The following is a 16506-nucleotide window of genomic DNA, read 5'->3' as shown; positions in this document are numbered from 1 at the left end:
TCCCCGAGGCGCGCACACCACTGCAATCACCGAGTAATGAGAGCCGAAGGAGCCTCACATGGCAAGGAAACTCTTCAAGGCAGGAGCGGCGCTGGTCGTTCTCGGCCTGGGCGCGACCGCCCTCGCCGGCTGCACCGGGCCGGCTGACGACGACGGCAAGCCCACCGAGATCACGATGCTCGTGCTCGGCGACAAGCCCACGAACGGGCGTCTCGAGGCGATGCTCGAGAAGCTCAACGAGCGCCTCACCGAGGAGGCGAACGCGACCCTCGATCTCTTCTACGTCGAGTGGGCCGACTGGCAGACGCAGTACAACCTCCAGCTGCTGTCGGGAGACTCCAATGTCGACCTGATCACGACCGCGACCGACTGGCTCTTCGCGTGGGAGAACGCGGAGAAGGGCGCGTTCCTGCCCCTCACGGAGGAGATGCTCCAGGAGCACGCTCCGAAGACGTGGGAGCAGGTCGACGCCGACGGCCACTGGGACCTCGCGAAGCTGGACGACGGACAGATCTACTTCATCCCGGAGGACAACTTCACCCAGTACACGAACCACGGCTTCTTCTACCGTGGCGACTGGGCCACGCAGGCCGGGTTCGCGAACGGCGACATCACGAAGTTCGAGGACTTCACGACGTACTTCCAGTGGGTCAAGGACAACGTGCCGGAGGCCTATCCGTGGGATGTCGCGGGCGACAACCAGGCCGCTCTGCAGGGCTACATGCAGGGCCACACCGATCTGCAGAACCTCCAGCAGGTCAGCTCGGGCAACTACTACCCGTTCCAGATGAGCGCGTCCGACCCCGAGACCGTCACCTCGTGGTTCATGGAGGGCGACGAGCTGCTCGAAGCCGCCGAGCTCGCCAAGGAATGGAACGACATCGGCGTCTGGCGTGAGGACGCGCTGAACTACGACGGCGACACGCGCGAGGAGTTCTACGCCGGTCTGTCGGGTGCCGACCAGCACCACACGCAGACGTTCATCGGCCAGATCTACGACAACATGTCGAAGAAGCAGGAGGGCTCAGACCCGAAGTTCTTCTACTGGGGCCAGGAGAACGGGAACGTCTTCAAAGACATCCTCACCCACGGCGCGATGTCCGTGAGCGCGAACTCGCAGAACCCTGAGAAGGCGCTCGAGGTGTACGACCTCCTCCGCAACGACGAGGAGTCGTACCGCCTCATCAACTACGGCATCGAGGGCACCGACTACGTCATCACCGACGACGGCAAGCTCGGCTACCCCGACGGTTACGACTCGTCGACCGACGCGCTGGGCTCGAACTTCTGGGCAGGACGCATGGACGAGCTCGAGCTGACGAAGGTCACCGACGCGCCCACGACGAAGGAGATCTACGCCGGACTGGATGCCGTGGCCGAGGACTACCCGTACTCGACGCTGCTGCTGAACAAGGACGCCATCGACCCGACGCTGGCGGCGATGGGCGGCGTGCTCTCGCAGTACCTCCCGCAGCTGGAGTACGGCAAGTTCGACGACCCGGCTGCGGCGATCGCCGAGATGCGGCAGGCGCTGATGGATGCCGGCTACGAGGACGCCCGTGCCTCGATCCAGGCCGACATCGACGCCTGGGCCGAGTAGCCCGGGCGATCGGATCGACACGGTCGGGCGGGTCCGCACTGCGTGGGCCCGCCCGACCGATCTGAAGAGGAAGTACGAATGAGCAGCATCTTCGCCCCGGACTCCGCCGCGATGCGGTTCCTGACCCGCATCGCGGACCTGATGATCCTGAACCTCGTGTTCATCGCCACGGCGATCCCGATCGTCACGCTCGGCGCCGCCCTGACGGCGCTGAACTTCACCGCGATGCGGATCGTGCGGGGCCGGTGCGATGCGGTCACACGCGACTACTTCCGTTCCTTCCGGCAGAACTTCCGCCAGGCGACGCTGCTCGGGCTCCTCGTCCTCCTGGTGGCGGTCGCGCTCGGCGCCTGGTACGTCGTCCTCACGAGCGGCTCCCTGGATGCGGGGGCGCAGCTCATCCTGCTGGTGGTCTGGTACCTCGTGGCGTTCGCGTTCGCGGTGAACCTCCTGTTCGTCTTCCCCTACCTCGCCAACTTCGAGGGCAGCATCCGGGAGGTGCTGCGCAACGCGCGGCTGCTGTCGTGGCGGCATCCGCTCGTGGCCATCATGAGTCTGGCGATCATCGGGCTCGCCATCGTCGTCACGGTCTTCTACCCGGCCGTGACGGCGTACGGGCTGCTGTGGCTCGCGATCGGCTTCGCCGCGATCGCCTTCCTGACCGGCGTCCTGTTCACCCGGGTGTTCGACGCATACGCACCTCAGCCGGTAGCGGTCGAGGAATCAGACGAGGAATAGGTTCACATGCAGACAGTTCGGATCAGCCGGTGGCTCTTCGCGCTCGCCGACGACCCGGGAGCCGCGGCGAAGGGCTACGACGACGCGTCGTGGCGCGGCGTCGCCGTTCCGCACGACTGGAGCGTCGAGCAGGAGTTCTCGCCCGCCCACTCCAGCGGCACGGGATATCTGGCCGGCGGCGTGGGATGGTACCGCGCGCACGTGCGGATCTCCGAGCTCGGCCGGCGCGATGACCAGCACGTGCGGCTGGTGTTCCACGGGGTCTACAAGAACGCCGACGTCTGGGTCAACGGCTATCACCTCGGCGGGCGTCCGTCGGGCTACGCGGAGTTCTCCTTCGACCTGACCGAGATCCTGTCGTACGCGCCGGACGACGATCTGGTCATCAGCGTGCGCGTCGACCACAGGGACATCTCGGACTCCCGCTGGTACAACGGGTCGGGAATCACGCGGCGCGTGGAGATCGAGGTCCATGAGCAGGTGCGGGTCGGCGAGCACGGCACCGTGTTCACGACGCTGTCGACCGGTGCCGACGAGGCCGCCGTCCGCGTCGTCCAGACGCTCGTCAATGACACGGCGTCGCCCGCGGCGGTGCGGGTGCGCCACGAGCTGCGGTCGCTGACGACGGGGAGGGTGCACTCCTTCGGCACCGAGGTCGTCGTGCCCGCCGGCGGCGCGGCTGACGCCGCGGCGACGACGGCGCTCACCGATCCCGAGCTGTGGTCCGACACCGACCCCCTGCTGCACCGCCTCACCACGACGCTCGAGTGGCCGGGCGCCGGAACATCGCGGCGCGCCGTCTCCGTCGAGACCGTCGGGATCCGCACCTTCCGGTTCGACCCCGACACCGGCTTCTCGATCAACGGCGAACCCCGTGTGCTCAAGGGGGTGTGCCTGCACGAGGATGCCGGATGCTTCGGCACCGCGGTGCCGGCGAGCGTCTGGCTGCGGCGTCTGCTCGCCCTCCGGCAGATGGGATGCAATGCGGTGCGGATGGCGCACAACCCCCACAGCCCCGAGCTGTACGCGCTCTGCGACGTCCTGGGCCTCTATGTCATCGACGAGGCGTTCGACGAGTGGGAGAACCCGAAGAACAAGTGGTGGCAGGGGCACAACGTCTACCCGCCCCGGCACGAGGGCTACGCCCACGTCTTTCCCGCCTGGCACGAGGCCGACCTGTCGGCGATGATCCAGGCGCACCGCAACCATCCGTCGATCGTCGCGTGGAGCATCGGCAACGAGATCGACTATCCGAACGACCCGTACGCGCACCCGCTCTTCCAGGAGGCCGTCGGCAACAACGACGCGGGCAAGCCGCGGGCCGAGCGTCTCTACGACCCCGACCGTCCCGACATCCGCCGTCTGACGACCATCGCGAAGCGGCTGGCCGCCATCGTGCGGGAGAACGACCCCACGCGTCCGGTGACGCTGGCCGCCGCCCTGCCCGAGCTGTCGAGCCGGACGGGCTTCCTCGACGACCTCGACCTCGTCGGCTACAACTACAAGGAGCACCTCTACGAGGAGGATCACCGGCGCTTCCCCGACAAGCCGTTCGTCGGCAGCGAGAACTCGCACCGCTACGCCGACTGGCTGCAAGTCGAGCGCAACGACTACGTGGCCGGCCAGTTCCTCTGGACGGGCATCGACTACCTGGGCGAGACCCGCGGCTGGCCGTCGCACGGCTCGCCGGCCGGGCTGCTGACGCTCGCGGGCTTCGAGAAGGAAACCTGGCATCTGCGGCGCAGCTGGTGGTCCGAGCAGCCTATGGCGCACCTCGCCGTCCGGCCCTGGACCGACGACGAGGACAAGAGCTTCTGGTCGCACCCGATCTCGCGGGGACGGGATGCCGTGCCAGGCGCGGCGGTCGAAGTGCTGGCCTTCGCCAACGGCGACGAGCTGACGCTCACCTGCGACGGGCGCGGCATCCCGCTCGTCCGCGACGCGGAGAACGGCTACTGGACGGCTGCAACGGGTGTCCCGTTCGGCACGCTCGTGCTGGAGTCGCGTCGCGGCGGCGACGTCGTCGCCCGCGACATCCTCCGGCCCGCCGGCGAGGCCGTCCGGATCGACGCCGCCCTCTGGCGGGCGCCCGAGGGCCTCCCCGGCCGCTGCGCCGACGCCGGCATCCCTGCGGACGAGGTGTTCCAGATCGAATGCGTGCTGCGCGACGAGCACGGCGATGTCGCGCGCGGCGACGCGGTCGTGACGGCCGAGGTGCGCGACGGGGAGCTGCTCGGGCTGGAGAATGGTGATCTGAGTGACCACACCGCTTACACCGCCCCTCGGCGTCGCACGCTCGACGGCCGACTGATCCTGTTCGTCCGGTCCAATGGGGCCGCGACCGTCCTGCTGAGCTCACCGGGCCTGCCCGACGTGCGAATGGAGTGCTCCACATGACACGGTCGACGAGTCCGGTCCAGGGTCGTCCCGACCCGGCGGCGCGCACGGTGACGTCCGCGTCGAGCACGGTCGTGGCGCGTCGCACCTCGCGCGACATCCGCAGCGATTCCCGCCTCGACGTGCTGCACGCCGTGCTGTCGGCCGGTGAGACGACGCGCAACGCCCTCGCCCAGTCCACCGGGCTGAGCCTGGCGACCGTCGTCACCGTCGTGAACGAGCTGCTGGCCGAGGGGATCATCGAGGAGAAGAAAGAGATGGCGGCCGGGCGGATCGGACGGCCGACCGCTCTCATCGGCATGAACACGGACCGCGGCTTCGTCGTGGGCATCGACGTCGCCGAGACGTACGTGCGCGCGGTGATGTTCGACACGGCGCTCAACGAGGTGCTTTCCGTCGAGAGCGCGCGCGACGAGCATCTGCTCGACCCTGACTCGGTGGTGGAGGGCATCGGTCGCACGCTGGATCACCTGCTCGACGCAGCAGGCGTCTCGCGCAGCGAGGTGCTCGGCGTCGGGATCGCGCTGCCCGGACTGATCCAGGGTCCGGAGGGCGTTTCCGTCGTCGTGCCGAATTGGACGTGGCAGAAGGTGGAGCTCGAACGCCTGCGGGAGCGCGTCGGCCTGCCGCTCGTGATCGAGAACCCGCTCAAGTCGATCGCGATCGCCGAGCTGTGGCTCGGCGGCGGCCGGAGATTCTCGAGTCTCGCGACGGTCAACCTGGGCACCGGCGTCGGCGCCGGGATCGTGCTGGAGGGGCGCATCCTGCGGGGCGCCACGAACACCGCCGGCGAATGGGGGCACACGCTGCTCGTCCTCGACGGACGGCGCTGTCGTTGCGGCCGGCGCGGCTGCGTCGAGTCCTACATCGGCGCTCCCGGCATCCAGGAGACGCTGCGCGAGATCGACCCCGCGCATCCGCTCGTCGACCTCGACATGCAGAACGACTTCATCCTCGCCTTGGCGGCGGTCGCCGACGGCCCTGAGCCCGACCCGGCCGTGACCGAGACGATCGGCCGGACCGCCTACTACCTGGGCTCCGCGCTCGCCGACCTGGTGGCCGTGATCAACCCCGAGGGCGTCACGCTCACGGGGTGGACGACATGGGCGCTGGGGGAGCACCTGATGCCGGCGACGCGCCGTCACCTGCTCGAGCAGTCGCCCGGAGCCTCGGCACGCGACGTCGAGCTGGAGATCTCGACGGTGCGAGGCAACTCGGTGGCCACGGGGGTCGCTACAGTCGTGCTCGAGCGGTTCCTGGTGGATGCCGGGCTCCTGACGTCGAACATCCCGGTGGCCCTGTGACGGCGCCGGCACGACGGCGCCGGCATGCACCGACCGGTCAGAGCCACCGGCGGCGCTTGAAGAGCCCGTAGATCACGAGATCGAGGACGACGATGGTCAGTCCGATCACGATCCACCCGTACTGCCACTGCACGAGCGGGATGTTCTTGAAGTTCATGCCGTAGAGGCCGGCGATGAGGGTCGGCACCGCGAGGAGGGCGGCGAATGCCGAGATGGTGCGCATGTCCTGGTTCTGCCGTGCCGCGACGTTGTTCTCGTAGCTGGACAGGATCGCGTCCAGGCCCTTGCTCTGGTTGTTGATGAGGGCGGCGGTTCCGGCCGCGTCGTCGAGCAGGTCGTGCAGGTACGGCAGGATGGGCTCGCTGCCGACGGTGAGCGTCTCGAGGTGCCGGGTGCTCTCGTGCAGTGCGGCGGCGATGCTCGACACCGCCCGGTCCACGCGCCCGATGTCCTTGCGGATGCGGTAGATGCGGTGGTGATCCTCGCGCTCGCTCTCGCTGAAGACCTGCTCCTCGAGCTCTTCGAGGGCGGACTCGACGGCCGCCGCAGAGCTGGCATAGCCGTCGACGATCTCAGCCATGATCGAGTACGCCGCAGGCATCGTGTCGGTGCGTGCCTGGTCGGGCGCCTCTTCGAGCAGCTCCGGCAGATCGGGGGGCTCGCCGCCGTTGCCGCGCTGCACGGTCAGCAGCCAGCCTTCGCCGATGTAGAGGAACGTCTCCCCCAGCACGAGCGCCTCGTCGGGAGTGTGGAGCACGTTCCAGAGCATGACGAAGAGGTGCTCGTCGAACTTCTGCACCTTGGGCTGCTGCCGGCGTGAGACGACGTCGGCGACGGCGGTGGGATGGATGCCGAGCACGTCGCGGGCGCGTCGCACCGTGTCTTCGTCCGGATCGAGCAGGTGCAGCCAGATGAACTCGTCCTTGCGCCGCATGCGGCGGACGATGGGTGGCACGTCCTCCAGCGCGGCATCCGTCAGCGGCTCGATCTCGCTGCCGACGATGAAGATGCGGAGCGACTCCTCGTCGGTGTCCTCCGGCGCGGGGTCGTTCGTGGCGGACTCGTTCTGCTCCTGTGACGGTTGCGGCATCAGCGGCACCTCCCACGGCATGTCGTCGGGTCGCTCCGCGTGGAAGGCGTCCGTACGATCGTGAACGCCGCGGGCACGGGTCGGCCCGGCGCTCAGCCGTCAGCCTGAATCTAGCCCGGCCGACGCGGTTGACCCGAGGGGTTGCGGGGATGGTCTGCCTGTGCAACCGCCGCCCGCCGACGCGCCGCAGCGGCGGCTGGCTTACTGGGTGGAACGCGCGTTGCCGACGCCGTGGCGGCCCGCCTACATTCGCAGCAACCCGAGGGTCGATCCGGGTTCCCGCTCCCAGGCGGGATCGGAGGCCGTCATCGGCCGAGTGCGGCGATCGCGCTTCGACTCCCCGAGGACCACCTCGACTGATCGAAGGAGATCACATGAGATCGCTACTACGCTCCGGCGTCGCGCTCGTCGCCGCGGCGGCGCTCGGCGCCGGCATCGTCCTCGCCGGAACCGCGACGGGGGCCGACAAGGGCAACGGCAACGGCCTCGGCGGCCAGCCGGCCACCGCCAGTCAGATCTACCTCGACGAGATCAAGGACTACGGCGTGTGCCGCGGGGCGGACCCGTCCTGCTACCACGAGTGGGGCAACGGCTGGACGGACGGTGAGCCCAAGCGCATCCTCATCTGGAGCCGCACGGCCGGACCCCGTCACGCCCACCTCGGCAGCCCGCTCGCGCCCGGACTGAACCCACCGCTCAACGCGAACAACGTCGCGCAGTCCGCCCTGATCGCCTGGGCGGCCGAGCGGGGGATCGCTGCGGACTACACCGAGGACCTGTCCCAGTTCCGACTGAACAACTACCAGGCGGTCGTGTTCCTGAGCTCCAACCGCGACACCCTCGACGACACGGCCCAGACGGCGCTCATGCAGTACATGCGCGGCGGCGGCGGCTTCGTCGGCATCCACAACGCGTTCGGTGCGGAGTACTCGTGGCAGTACTACGAGGGCCTGCTGGGCGGGGCGAACTTCTACAACCACGGCCCCAACCGCGACGGCACGGTCGAGACGATCAACAACCGTGACGTGTCGACGTCGTTCATGCCCGAGACCTGGGCGTTCAAGGACGAGTGGTACAACCTCACGCCCTACCCGAGCTTCGTCAACGTCCTCCTCGAGGTCGACAAGGCGACGAGCGAGGCCACACCGGCCGGCCACGGCGAGTCCCACCCGGTGAGCTGGTGCCAGTACTACGACGGCGGCCGGTCCTGGCTGACGACCCTCGGTCACGACGCCGCGGCCTGGACCGACGCACCCCTCCCCGGCGACGAGTTCTTCAAGCAGCACGTCATGGAGGGCCTGGAGAGCGCCATGGGCATCAAGCCCTTCTGCACCGTCTGACCGAGGCGGAAGAGAGCCTCCACGGTGGGAGAGGCGGGGGCCCGGGCGCGTCGTTCCGACGGGTCCGGGCCCCCGTTTCGTCGCGCCGGCCATCCGTCCGATTCCTTGTGTCCCACTGGGTGGAACCATCGGCGCTGTCCCGCCGCGCACGCTTGCCGCGCCCCCCGCGCCGACGGATACTGCACACATGCGATCCGCCCTCAGCGACGAGCCCGTGTCTGTGCTCGACCGGATCCTCGCCATCCTCGACACCGCCCGCGAGTCGCACGGGTCGACGACGATCACCCAGCTCGCGCTGGCCACCGGCATCCCCAAGTCGACCGTCTCGCGACTCGTCGGCGACCTCGTGCGCCAGCGCTACCTCGTGCGCACCGAGGAAGGAGTCGCCATCGGCCTGCGGCTGTTCGAGCTCGGCGCACGCGCCAGCACGCCCCGCCGGCTCAGTGCCGCCGCTCTCCCCGTGCTGGCCGAGCTCTTCAACGCGACGGGCGAGCACCTCAACGTCGCGGTCCAGGAGGGACGCGACATGCTGTCGGTGATCTCGGTCCGCGGGCGGCTGCGTCCGGTCCCCTCTCGCGCCGGGGTCCGTGTGCCGTCCGCGACGACCGCCCTCGGCAAGGCCGTGCTGGCTTTCACCGTCGACGAGGGGGTTCTCGGCAGTGTCATCACCGGTCTCGATGCCGAACGGCGGCACACTCTCGAGAAGGAGTTCGCGTCGGTGCGGGCGGAGTCGGTGGCCATCGACCGCTGCGAGACCTTTCCCGGGGTCGTCGGGGTCGCCAGCCCCGTGCTCTCGCCGGAGCGACTGCCTCTGGCCGCGATCTCGGTCGCGGGCCCCGTGGCGGACATGGATCCGAAGCGGATGGCGCCCCTCGTGCGTCATGCGGCTCTCGCTCTCACCCATCGGCTGGCACTGCAGGTGGCCTGAAGCATGCCCGACGTCGCCGGCGACGCGGTCGGCGTCCTCGACCGGATGACCTGCATCCTCGAGGCGTTCGACGGCGACGACAGGGGGATGGGGATCTCCGAGCTCGCCCATCGCGCCGGTCTGCCGAAATCGACGGTCTCGAGGCTGGTCGCGACCCTGATCCGCCAGCGCTACCTCGAACGGGACGGCAAGCTGATCCATCTGGGCCTCCGGCTGTTCGAACTGGGCCAGCTCGCGGAGCAGCCGCGAGAGCTCAGGATCGCCGCGCTCCCCGTCATGGCAGACCTCCGCAACCAGACCGGGGGGAACGTCCACCTGGGCATCCGCGACGGCGACGAGGTCGTGTGCATCGCCGTGATGCGCGGCCGAGCCCCCGAGCCGTCGACCGTCCAGACGGGAGCACGGCTTCCCCTGCACGCGACAGCGCTCGGCAAGGCGGTGCTCGCGTACGCCCCGCCGTCGGACATCGACGACGTCCTCGCCGCGGGACTGACGTCGTGGACCGCAGACACCATCACCGATGCGAAGGTGCTGCGGCATCAGCTCACGGCGATCACGCGAGACGGACTGGCCGCGGAGGCGGGGGAGTTCGCGGCCGGCCTGTGCTGCACCGCGGTCGCGGTTCTGGCACCGGGGGGCGCGCTCGCGGGGGCGGTGTCGGTCTCGGGCCAAGCCGACGACCTGAAAGCGGAACGCGTCGCTCAGGCGCTCCGCACGGCTGCCCTGACCCTGACCCGGCGGCTCGCGTCACTCAGGCCCGGCTCGGGCTGACGCCAGCTGTCGCGGCGCTCAGCTGCCCCGGCGGGCCGTCATCGTCGCGACGACCATGTCGCCGATCAGGCGCCGGTGGGAGTCCTGAAGATCCGGGTCCAGCATGTCCCGCTCGAAGATGGCGGCGAAGGTGTGGCGATTGGCGACGTGGAAGCAGGCATAGGCGCTGATCATCATGTGGACGTCCACGGCATCGACGTCGTCGCGGAAGATGCCCGCGCGCACGCCCCTCTCGATGACCTGCTCGAGGAGCGTGATGGCGGTGGCGTTCTCGCGCAGGATCGTCTCGGACTGGCGCAGATGCTCGGCGCGGTGGATGTTCTCGATGCTGACCAGCTGGATGAACGCCTCGTGCGTCGTGTGGTGATCGTAGGTGGCCTCGGCGATCGTCCGCAGGGCGGCATCCGGCGACAGCTCCTCGACGTGGATGCCGCGCTCGACCTGGCGGATCTGCGCGTACACCCGCTCCAGCACGGCGAGGTAGAGCCCTTCCTTCGAGCCGAAGTAGTAGTAGATCATCCGCTTGGTGGTGCGCGTGCGCGCGGCGATCTCGTCGACGCGCGCCCCGGCGTACCCGTTGGCGGCGAACTCGGCGGTGGCCACCCGGAGGATGTCGTCCTGCGTGCGGACCGCACGCTCCGTGGTCGCCGTCTCGCGCACATCGCTCAGCTGATCGCTCATCGACCGCCCTTCCCCGTCTCCGACCGCTCCTCGGCGCTGATGAGCCCACGGAAGTGCCGCTGCATTCTGTCGCGATCAGGCTGGATGCCCGTGATGATCTGGAGACTAGCGCATGCCTGTCCGACGGCCATCCTCCCGCCGTCGAGCACCGGGTGTCCTCGCCGTGCGGCCTCCCGGATGAGCTCGGTCTCGAGAGGCCGGTAGACGACGTCCGACACCCACGCCTCCTGCCGGAGCAGGTCGAGGTCGAACGCGACCCCGGGATGGTGGAGCATCCCCATCGGCGTCGCATGGACGATCCCGCTGGCGGCCGCGATGGCGGGCGCCAGCTGGTCGGGCGCGAGCGTCGTGATGACCTGCGTCGGGAACCGGCTCCGCATGCGGGCGGCGAGCTCGTCCGCACGGCGCGGATCGGCGTCGAACAGGTCGAGCCGCTCCGCGCGCTCCGACAGCAGCGCGTAGGCGGTGGCAGCGCCTGCGCCGCCGCAGCCGATCTGCACCACCCGCTGGAACGACGCGTCGGGCAGGCCCGCGATGAGGCCGTCGCGGTAGCCGAGCCAGTCGGTGTTGTAGCCGCGCAGGCGGCCGGCGTCGAACACCACGAGGTTCACGGCGCGCAGGTGCGCGGCATCCGTGTCGAGCTCGTCCACCAGGTCGAGGACGAGCTGCTTGCACGGGTGCGTGATGTTCATCGCCGCGAAGCCGGCGGACTGCGCGTCGGAGAGGAGGGCGCCGACGTCCTCTGCCGGACGGCCCAGCTCCAGGAGATCGAAGATGCGGTACTCGTAGCCGAGGCCGAGCGCGCGCGCCTCCGTCTCGTGCATGGCGGGCGTCAGCGACGCGGTGATGCCTTCGCCGATCAGCCCGACGACATAGCGGTCGCGGGGTGCGTGGGGAGTCGATCCGTCGGCGTCGCGCCCCGTCACGTGAGAACTCCCTCGCCGGCGCGACGGTGCTGGTACTGCGCCGCCAGGCGGACCGGTGCGTTGAGCGCCCCGTAGCCCGCGTACGCGCCCCGTCGCTCGACGACCTCGAGGAACACCGTCCCGATCGGATGCGTGTAGAAGTGAAGGAACTCTCCGGCATCGTCACGGTCGTACATGACGTTCAGCTCCCTGAGGTCATGCAGGAGCGCGGGGTCGATCTGATAGCGCGCCTCGATGTCGTCGTAGTAGTTCGACGGGATGTCGAGGGGCCGGAAGCCGCGCGCGCGGGCGGCGCGTGCGAGCTCGAGGACGTCGGCCGTCGCGAACGCGATGTGCTGCGGCAGGATCGCGTCTTCGCCGGCTCCGGAGGGCACGAGGTTCAGTGCGATCCGCAGCACGTCGTTCCGGCTGCGGAGCACCTGGCTCCGCACCAGGCCGACGGGGGCGGCCACTTCGACCGAAGCCTCCGTGCGCAGGTCGAGGACGGAGTGGAAGAAGAGCACCGCGGCGTCGAAGTGCTGCCAGGGCTGAGCGAGGTTGAGGTGGTCGACGCGCTCGATCATGCCCGCGTCGTCGCCGTCGGGCGTGCCGAACTCGCTCACCCACATGGGCTGCGCTCCTCGTCCGGCGCCGAAGAAGACCTCGGAGCCGTCGGGAGCGCTCACCCCGACCAGCGGCTCGTCGCCCTCACCTTCGGCGCGCGGCACCTCGGGGGCGAACAGCTCCCTCGCTCTGCGCAGCGCGCGCGACGGATCGCCGACCGAGAGGCCGATGCCCGCGACGGTCGGCTGCGGACGGCCGGAGTCCGGAGCGCCCAGAACGACCCGAGCGGCACCGTGGGTCCAGAGCTCCACGGGCTTGGTGCGGTGCTCGCCGTGGGGTCGGAAGCCGAGCTGCGTCAGAAGCCGCCGGAGCTCCGGCACCTCGTCGGTGCGCAGCTCCACGTAGTTGACGTCGGCGGGAGGATCGACCTCCGGCAGGCCCGCCGTCGACATGCGCGCGGCGCGACCGCCGGCAGGAGCGCCCAGCGCGGCGGCCGTCTCGTGTTCCAGCCAGCGCAGCGACCGCCGCGCATCGATGGCCGTCGCCAGCGGGTCGGCCTGGCGGAAGGTGTCGTTGAAGATCTCCAGCGACACGGGGCCGTCGTAGCCGGTGCGCACGAGGTGCGCCATGAACGTCCCCAGGTCGAACCCGCCCTCACCGGGGAACAAGCGATGGTGGCGGCTCCACGACAGCACGTCGAGGGAGAGCAGCGGGGCATCCGCCATCTGGACGAAGAAGATCTTCTCGGCCGGGATGGTCTCGATCGCCTCGGGATTGTGGCCACGGGACAGGATGTGGAAGCTGTCCAGGCAGAGGCCGAGGCGGGGATGATCGGCGAGCCGCACGATACGCGCGGCAGCTTCATAGCTGTCCACGAACCGCCCCCAGGCGAGCGCCTCGTACGCGACGCGAACCCCGAACCGATCCGCGACATCGCCCAGCTGGCGCAGCTGAGCGGCGGAGAGCTGCTCGTCGCCGCTGCGCGCCGTCGCGACGTTGCTGCACAGCAGCATCGTCCCGATGCCCAGGCGGTTCATGAGGGCGAACTTCGCCGCCGCGCGCCGCAGGTTCTGTTCGAGGAGTTCGGGCCCCACACCCTCGAAGTCGCGGAAGGGCTGGTAGAGGTCGAGGGTGAGTCCGAGCTCGCCCGCGCGGTCGCGGATCTCCTCCGGCGAGCGGGGCGAAGCGATGAGATCGGGCTCGAAGATCTCGACTCCGTCGAATCCCGCGGTGCTCGCCGCGATGAGCTTCTCGTCGAGCGTTCCGCTCAAGCAGACCGTCGCGATCGACGTGCGCATGGCACCTCCCTGCGGACACCGGCGCTGGTGCCCGCGTGATTCTTGTCTTTAGCGTTGCATGGATGTGTACTAACTAGTACGTTCGACAACCGAAGGGCGATCGACGACGATTCAACCTGCTGGGAGAGGACACTCGATGATGAGTCTCGCCGAATGGAACACGACTCCCCCCGACACGCGCGCACCGGTCTCGGTGCTCGATCGGATCTTCGCGATCCTGGATGCCGTCAAGGAGTCGGACGGCTCGATCACGATCACCGACATCGCCGGCCGGACAGGGCTGCCCAAGTCGACGGTCTCGCGTCTCGTCACCGAGCTGACGGGTCAGCGCTACCTCGAGCGCACCGAGGAGGGCGTCGCCCTCGGGCTGCGCCTGTTCGAGCTCGGCGCGCGGGCGAGCCTGCCGCGCAGACTGGTCGCGGCCGCCGCCCCTGTCCTGCGCAATCTGCGCGACGTCACCGGTGAGCGCGTGGGGCTGTGGGTGCAGCAGGGCACCGACATGGTGTCGATCGCCGCCGTGGCCGGCCGCCTGCCGATGCTCCCGACCCGCGCAGGGATGCGGTCCCCGGCTCTGACGACTGCGAGCGGCAAGGCCTACCTCGCATTCTGCGCCGACCGGGCCGTCGTGGACCGGATCAGCGCGCCACTCGTCGACGACGACGCCGACCACTTCCGCGAGGAACTCGCCCACGTCCGCGACGCGGTGGTGGCCATGGACGTCGAGGCGTCGTACCCCGGCATCCTCGCGGTCGCGAGCCCCGTGCTCTCCAGCGCCCGCGTGGTGCTCGGCGCCATCTCGATCGCGGGTCCCAGCGGAGCCATGGACCCCGAGCGGGCGGCACCGCTGGTACGCGCGGCGGGGAGCACCGTGAGCCGGCGCCTGGCCGCTGCGGCGTAGGGACCCGATGCGCACCGCGAGCTGGACCGATTCGGTCAGCGTCCTCGACCGCGTGACCGCCGTCTTCGACGCCTTCGGCGAAGATGACGAGGGCCTGGGCGTCTCGGAGCTGGCGCGACGGGCAAACCTCCCCAAGTCCACGGTGTCGCGGATCGCCGCCGACCTCGTCGCCCAGCGATTCCTCGACCGTGACGGGGAGCTGCTGTATCTCGGCGTCCGGCTCTTCGAGCTGGGGCAGACTGTGCCGGAGCCGCGGAGGCTGCGCAGGCTCGCACTTCCCGTGATGCGGGAGCTGCGAGACGTCACCGCGCAGACCGTCCAGCTGGCGGTGCTCGACGGCGCCCACCTCGTCGTCGTCGCGGTCCTGCGCGTCCCGTCGGCCGTCGAGACGTCGACGCGGGTCGGCGGCCGGGATCCCGCCCACGCGACCGCACTCGGCAAATCCATCCTGGCGTTCTCGCCGCCCGAGACGGTGACGCGCTTCGCGTCCGGCGGGCTGACGAGGCAGACCCCGCACACCATCGGCGAACCGGCGGCGCTGCTGCGGGAACTCGCCGACGTCCGCCGGCGCGGGGTGGCCACCGAGCACGAGGAGTGCACGGTGGGCGTGGCGGCCGCCGCCGGCGCCCTCCTGGTCGCCGGCGAGGCGCCGAGCGCGGCGATCGGTGTCACCGGTCCCGTCGACGTGCTCTTCCCCGACCGTGTCGCCCCGGCGGTGCGGGCGGCTGCGGTGACCCTCAGCCGCCTCCTGGCCGCGGATCGCGCTCGCTGAGCTCTCGCGGTCACCGCACGAGAAGACGGGGTGGGTGCGCATGCGCACCCACCCCGTCCGTTGCGGCAACGGTCAGCCGGCCATCTCGCGGATGGCCTCGTAGGCCTCCAGGCTCTCGCCCGTGAAGTACCCCTTGAAGAAGTCCTCCGACTTGCTGATGAAGGCATCCATGTCGATGTCCTCCGTCTCGATCACCGTCATCGCGTCGTTCGCACGGTACTCGTCGAGGATCTCCTCGGTCGCCTCGTCGACGCAATCACGGTTCTCGGGGCGGATCTCGTGGATCGTCTCCTCGAGCAGGGCGGCCTGCTCGTCGCTCATCTTCTCGTACGTCTTGTCGCTGACGAGGATCCAGTGGATGCCGACGTTGTGGTTGTTCAGCACCGCGACGTTGAGGATCTCGTCGTAGCTGGAGGAGTGCGTCGCCACGATCGGATTCTCCTGACCGACCGCGATCCCCTGCTGGAGTGCGGAGTAGACCTCCTCCACCGCGACGGAGACCGGGCTCGTCACGCCGAGCGCCTCGGCGTTCGCCAGGAACTGCGGCGAGTTCGGGAACCGGATCGGCACTCCCTCGAGGTCGTCGGGGCTGGTCACCTCGACGTCCTTCGTGGTGAAGGTGCGGGAGCCGAAGAACCAGCCGTCGACGATGTTGACCCCGGTCGCCTCATGGAACTGCGTGAACAGGTCTTCCGAGCCTTCGTCGATCCACTGGAAAGCATGCTCGACGTCGTCGAAGGCGTAGGTCGCGTCGACGACGCCGATCGGCTCGAACGTCGAGCTCAGCGCCGAGGCGCCCTGCAGATCGATGTCGATGTCGCCGGCCTGCACGAGCGGGAACCGGTCGGCGTCGGGGCCGAGCTGGCTCGCCGGGTAGAGCTCCACGGTGAAGCCGATGTCGGCCTCCTCGAGCCGCTCCTTGAGCAGCTCGACGCCGCAGTAATAGTTGGGCGTCTCCTCGTTCTGGCTGGTCGCGACGGTGAGTGTGACGGGTTCGTTCGCCGCCGCGGATTCGGTGTTCGTGCCCTCGGGGGTGCCTCCGCCGGCGCAGCCGGCGGCGACGAGAGCGGTTGCTGCGAGCGCCGACGCGGCGAAAATGCCGCGGCGCTTCGAGCGGGCTGTGCTCATGGGACTCTCCTCTGATGTGCGCACGTCGTCGTGCGGGTTCTGACGTGTCATTCGGTAGCCGGAGCGTGACGTGCCGTCGACCGTCCTCGCGG

The 16506-nt window shown here is 69.5% G+C and carries 14 protein-coding genes; 9 read left to right on the top strand and 5 right to left on the bottom strand.

Annotated features, from left to right (window positions below; translation table 11 throughout):
• Positions 1-58: 58 nt before the first annotated feature.
• The 4 genes from Q9R08_RS00530 to Q9R08_RS00515 all read left to right on the top strand — a co-directional run bounded on the left by Q9R08_RS00530 (position 59) and on the right by Q9R08_RS00515 (position 6039).
• Positions 59-1600, top strand: a complete 1542-nt coding sequence (locus Q9R08_RS00530) for a DUF3502 domain-containing protein (protein WP_308865846.1) — start codon at positions 59-61, stop codon at positions 1598-1600.
• 78 nt (positions 1601-1678) lie between these two features.
• Positions 1679-2338 carry a YesL family protein gene (locus Q9R08_RS00525; RefSeq protein WP_308865845.1) on the top strand — a complete coding sequence of 220 codons (660 nt, stop codon included), beginning with the start codon at positions 1679-1681 and terminating at the stop codon, positions 2336-2338.
• Positions 2339-2344: 6 nt separating this feature from the next.
• Positions 2345-4735 (top strand): glycoside hydrolase family 2 TIM barrel-domain containing protein, encoded by a 2391-nt coding sequence (locus tag Q9R08_RS00520; protein WP_308865844.1) that lies wholly within the window; start codon positions 2345-2347, stop codon positions 4733-4735.
• Positions 4732-6039, top strand: a complete 1308-nt coding sequence (locus Q9R08_RS00515; protein WP_308865843.1) for an ROK family transcriptional regulator — start codon at positions 4732-4734, stop codon at positions 6037-6039. The genes Q9R08_RS00520 and Q9R08_RS00515 overlap by 4 nt, the downstream gene beginning before the upstream one ends.
• Positions 6040-6076: 37 nt before the next feature.
• On the opposite strand, the gene Q9R08_RS00510 is transcribed toward Q9R08_RS00515, so the two are convergent.
• Positions 6077-7129 (bottom strand): CorA family divalent cation transporter, encoded by a 1053-nt coding sequence (locus Q9R08_RS00510; protein WP_308865842.1) that lies wholly within the window; start codon positions 7127-7129, stop codon positions 6077-6079.
• A 374-nt stretch (positions 7130-7503) separates the two neighbouring features.
• On the opposite strand from Q9R08_RS00510, the gene Q9R08_RS00505 reads away from it, so the two are divergent.
• The 3 genes from Q9R08_RS00505 to Q9R08_RS00495 all read left to right on the top strand — a co-directional run bounded on the left by Q9R08_RS00505 (position 7504) and on the right by Q9R08_RS00495 (position 10168).
• Positions 7504-8469, top strand: a complete 966-nt coding sequence (locus tag Q9R08_RS00505; protein ID WP_308865841.1) for a ThuA domain-containing protein — start codon at positions 7504-7506, stop codon at positions 8467-8469.
• A 187-nt stretch (positions 8470-8656) separates the two neighbouring features.
• Positions 8657-9397, top strand: a complete 741-nt coding sequence (locus tag Q9R08_RS00500; protein WP_308865840.1) for an IclR family transcriptional regulator — start codon at positions 8657-8659, stop codon at positions 9395-9397.
• A 3-nt stretch (positions 9398-9400) separates the two neighbouring features.
• The gene (locus Q9R08_RS00495; protein ID WP_308865839.1) at positions 9401-10168 is read left to right on the top strand and encodes an IclR family transcriptional regulator; all 768 of its coding nucleotides are present in this window, start codon (positions 9401-9403) and stop codon (positions 10166-10168) included.
• A gap of 18 nt (positions 10169-10186) precedes the next feature.
• On the opposite strand, the gene Q9R08_RS00490 is transcribed toward Q9R08_RS00495, so the two are convergent.
• From Q9R08_RS00490 to Q9R08_RS00480, 3 genes are read right to left on the bottom strand one after another with little or no spacing between them, the layout of a single operon-like run.
• Complete coding sequence (locus Q9R08_RS00490; protein ID WP_308865838.1) at positions 10187-10849, bottom strand: TetR/AcrR family transcriptional regulator; 663 nt, start codon at positions 10847-10849, stop codon at positions 10187-10189.
• Positions 10846-11775 carry a shikimate dehydrogenase gene (locus Q9R08_RS00485; protein WP_308865837.1) on the bottom strand — a complete coding sequence of 310 codons (930 nt, stop codon included), beginning with the start codon at positions 11773-11775 and terminating at the stop codon, positions 10846-10848. The genes Q9R08_RS00490 and Q9R08_RS00485 overlap by 4 nt, the downstream gene beginning before the upstream one ends.
• Positions 11772-13616, bottom strand: coding sequence for a bifunctional sugar phosphate isomerase/epimerase/4-hydroxyphenylpyruvate dioxygenase family protein (locus Q9R08_RS00480; protein ID WP_308865836.1), 1845 nt, complete (start codon positions 13614-13616; stop codon positions 11772-11774). The genes Q9R08_RS00485 and Q9R08_RS00480 overlap by 4 nt, the downstream gene beginning before the upstream one ends.
• Positions 13617-13755: 139 nt before the next feature.
• On the opposite strand from Q9R08_RS00480, the gene Q9R08_RS00475 reads away from it, so the two are divergent.
• Together Q9R08_RS00475 and Q9R08_RS00470 are read left to right on the top strand one after the other, a co-directional pair.
• Positions 13756-14514 (top strand): IclR family transcriptional regulator, encoded by a 759-nt coding sequence (locus Q9R08_RS00475; RefSeq protein WP_308865835.1) that lies wholly within the window; start codon positions 13756-13758, stop codon positions 14512-14514.
• A gap of 7 nt (positions 14515-14521) precedes the next feature.
• Positions 14522-15286, top strand: a complete 765-nt coding sequence (locus tag Q9R08_RS00470; RefSeq protein WP_308865834.1) for an IclR family transcriptional regulator — start codon at positions 14522-14524, stop codon at positions 15284-15286.
• Positions 15287-15358: 72 nt separating this feature from the next.
• Here the strand turns inward: Q9R08_RS00470 and dctP are convergent, their stop codons facing one another.
• Complete coding sequence (dctP, locus tag Q9R08_RS00465; RefSeq protein ID WP_308865833.1) at positions 15359-16414, bottom strand: TRAP transporter substrate-binding protein DctP; 1056 nt, start codon at positions 16412-16414, stop codon at positions 15359-15361.
• Positions 16415-16506: the final 92 nt, after the last annotated feature.

Origin of the sequence: Microbacterium psychrotolerans, assembly GCF_031085295.1 — a bacterium.
In the GTDB taxonomy this organism is placed as follows: Bacteria; Actinomycetota; Actinomycetes; order Actinomycetales; family Microbacteriaceae; genus Microbacterium; species Microbacterium psychrotolerans.
Note: the sequence above shows the minus strand (reverse complement) of the source record. Positions and strands in the feature narration are given on the sequence as shown.

Excerpts from the sequence above, each read along its gene's own strand:
- Q9R08_RS00490 (WP_308865838.1), bottom strand. The coding sequence starts at position 10,849 with ATGAGCGATCAGCTGAGCGATGTGCGCGAGACGGCGACCACGGAGCGT.
- Q9R08_RS00525 (WP_308865845.1), top strand. The coding sequence starts at position 1,679 with ATGAGCAGCATCTTCGCCCCGGACTCCGCCGCGATGCGGTTCCTGACC.
- Q9R08_RS00470 (WP_308865834.1), top strand. The coding sequence starts at position 14,522 with ATGCGCACCGCGAGCTGGACCGATTCGGTCAGCGTCCTCGACCGCGTG.
- Q9R08_RS00510 (WP_308865842.1), bottom strand. The coding sequence starts at position 7,129 with ATGCCGCAACCGTCACAGGAGCAGAACGAGTCCGCCACGAACGACCCC.
- Q9R08_RS00520 (WP_308865844.1), top strand. The coding sequence starts at position 2,345 with ATGCAGACAGTTCGGATCAGCCGGTGGCTCTTCGCGCTCGCCGACGAC.
- Q9R08_RS00505 (WP_308865841.1), top strand. The coding sequence starts at position 7,504 with ATGAGATCGCTACTACGCTCCGGCGTCGCGCTCGTCGCCGCGGCGGCG.
- Q9R08_RS00495 (WP_308865839.1), top strand. The coding sequence starts at position 9,401 with ATGCCCGACGTCGCCGGCGACGCGGTCGGCGTCCTCGACCGGATGACC.
- Q9R08_RS00530 (WP_308865846.1), top strand. The coding sequence starts at position 59 with ATGGCAAGGAAACTCTTCAAGGCAGGAGCGGCGCTGGTCGTTCTCGGC.
- Q9R08_RS00500 (WP_308865840.1), top strand. The coding sequence starts at position 8,657 with ATGCGATCCGCCCTCAGCGACGAGCCCGTGTCTGTGCTCGACCGGATC.
- Q9R08_RS00480 (WP_308865836.1), bottom strand. The coding sequence starts at position 13,616 with ATGCGCACGTCGATCGCGACGGTCTGCTTGAGCGGAACGCTCGACGAG.
- Q9R08_RS00515 (WP_308865843.1), top strand. The coding sequence starts at position 4,732 with ATGACACGGTCGACGAGTCCGGTCCAGGGTCGTCCCGACCCGGCGGCG.
- Q9R08_RS00475 (WP_308865835.1), top strand. The coding sequence starts at position 13,756 with ATGAGTCTCGCCGAATGGAACACGACTCCCCCCGACACGCGCGCACCG.
- dctP (WP_308865833.1), bottom strand. The coding sequence starts at position 16,414 with ATGAGCACAGCCCGCTCGAAGCGCCGCGGCATTTTCGCCGCGTCGGCG.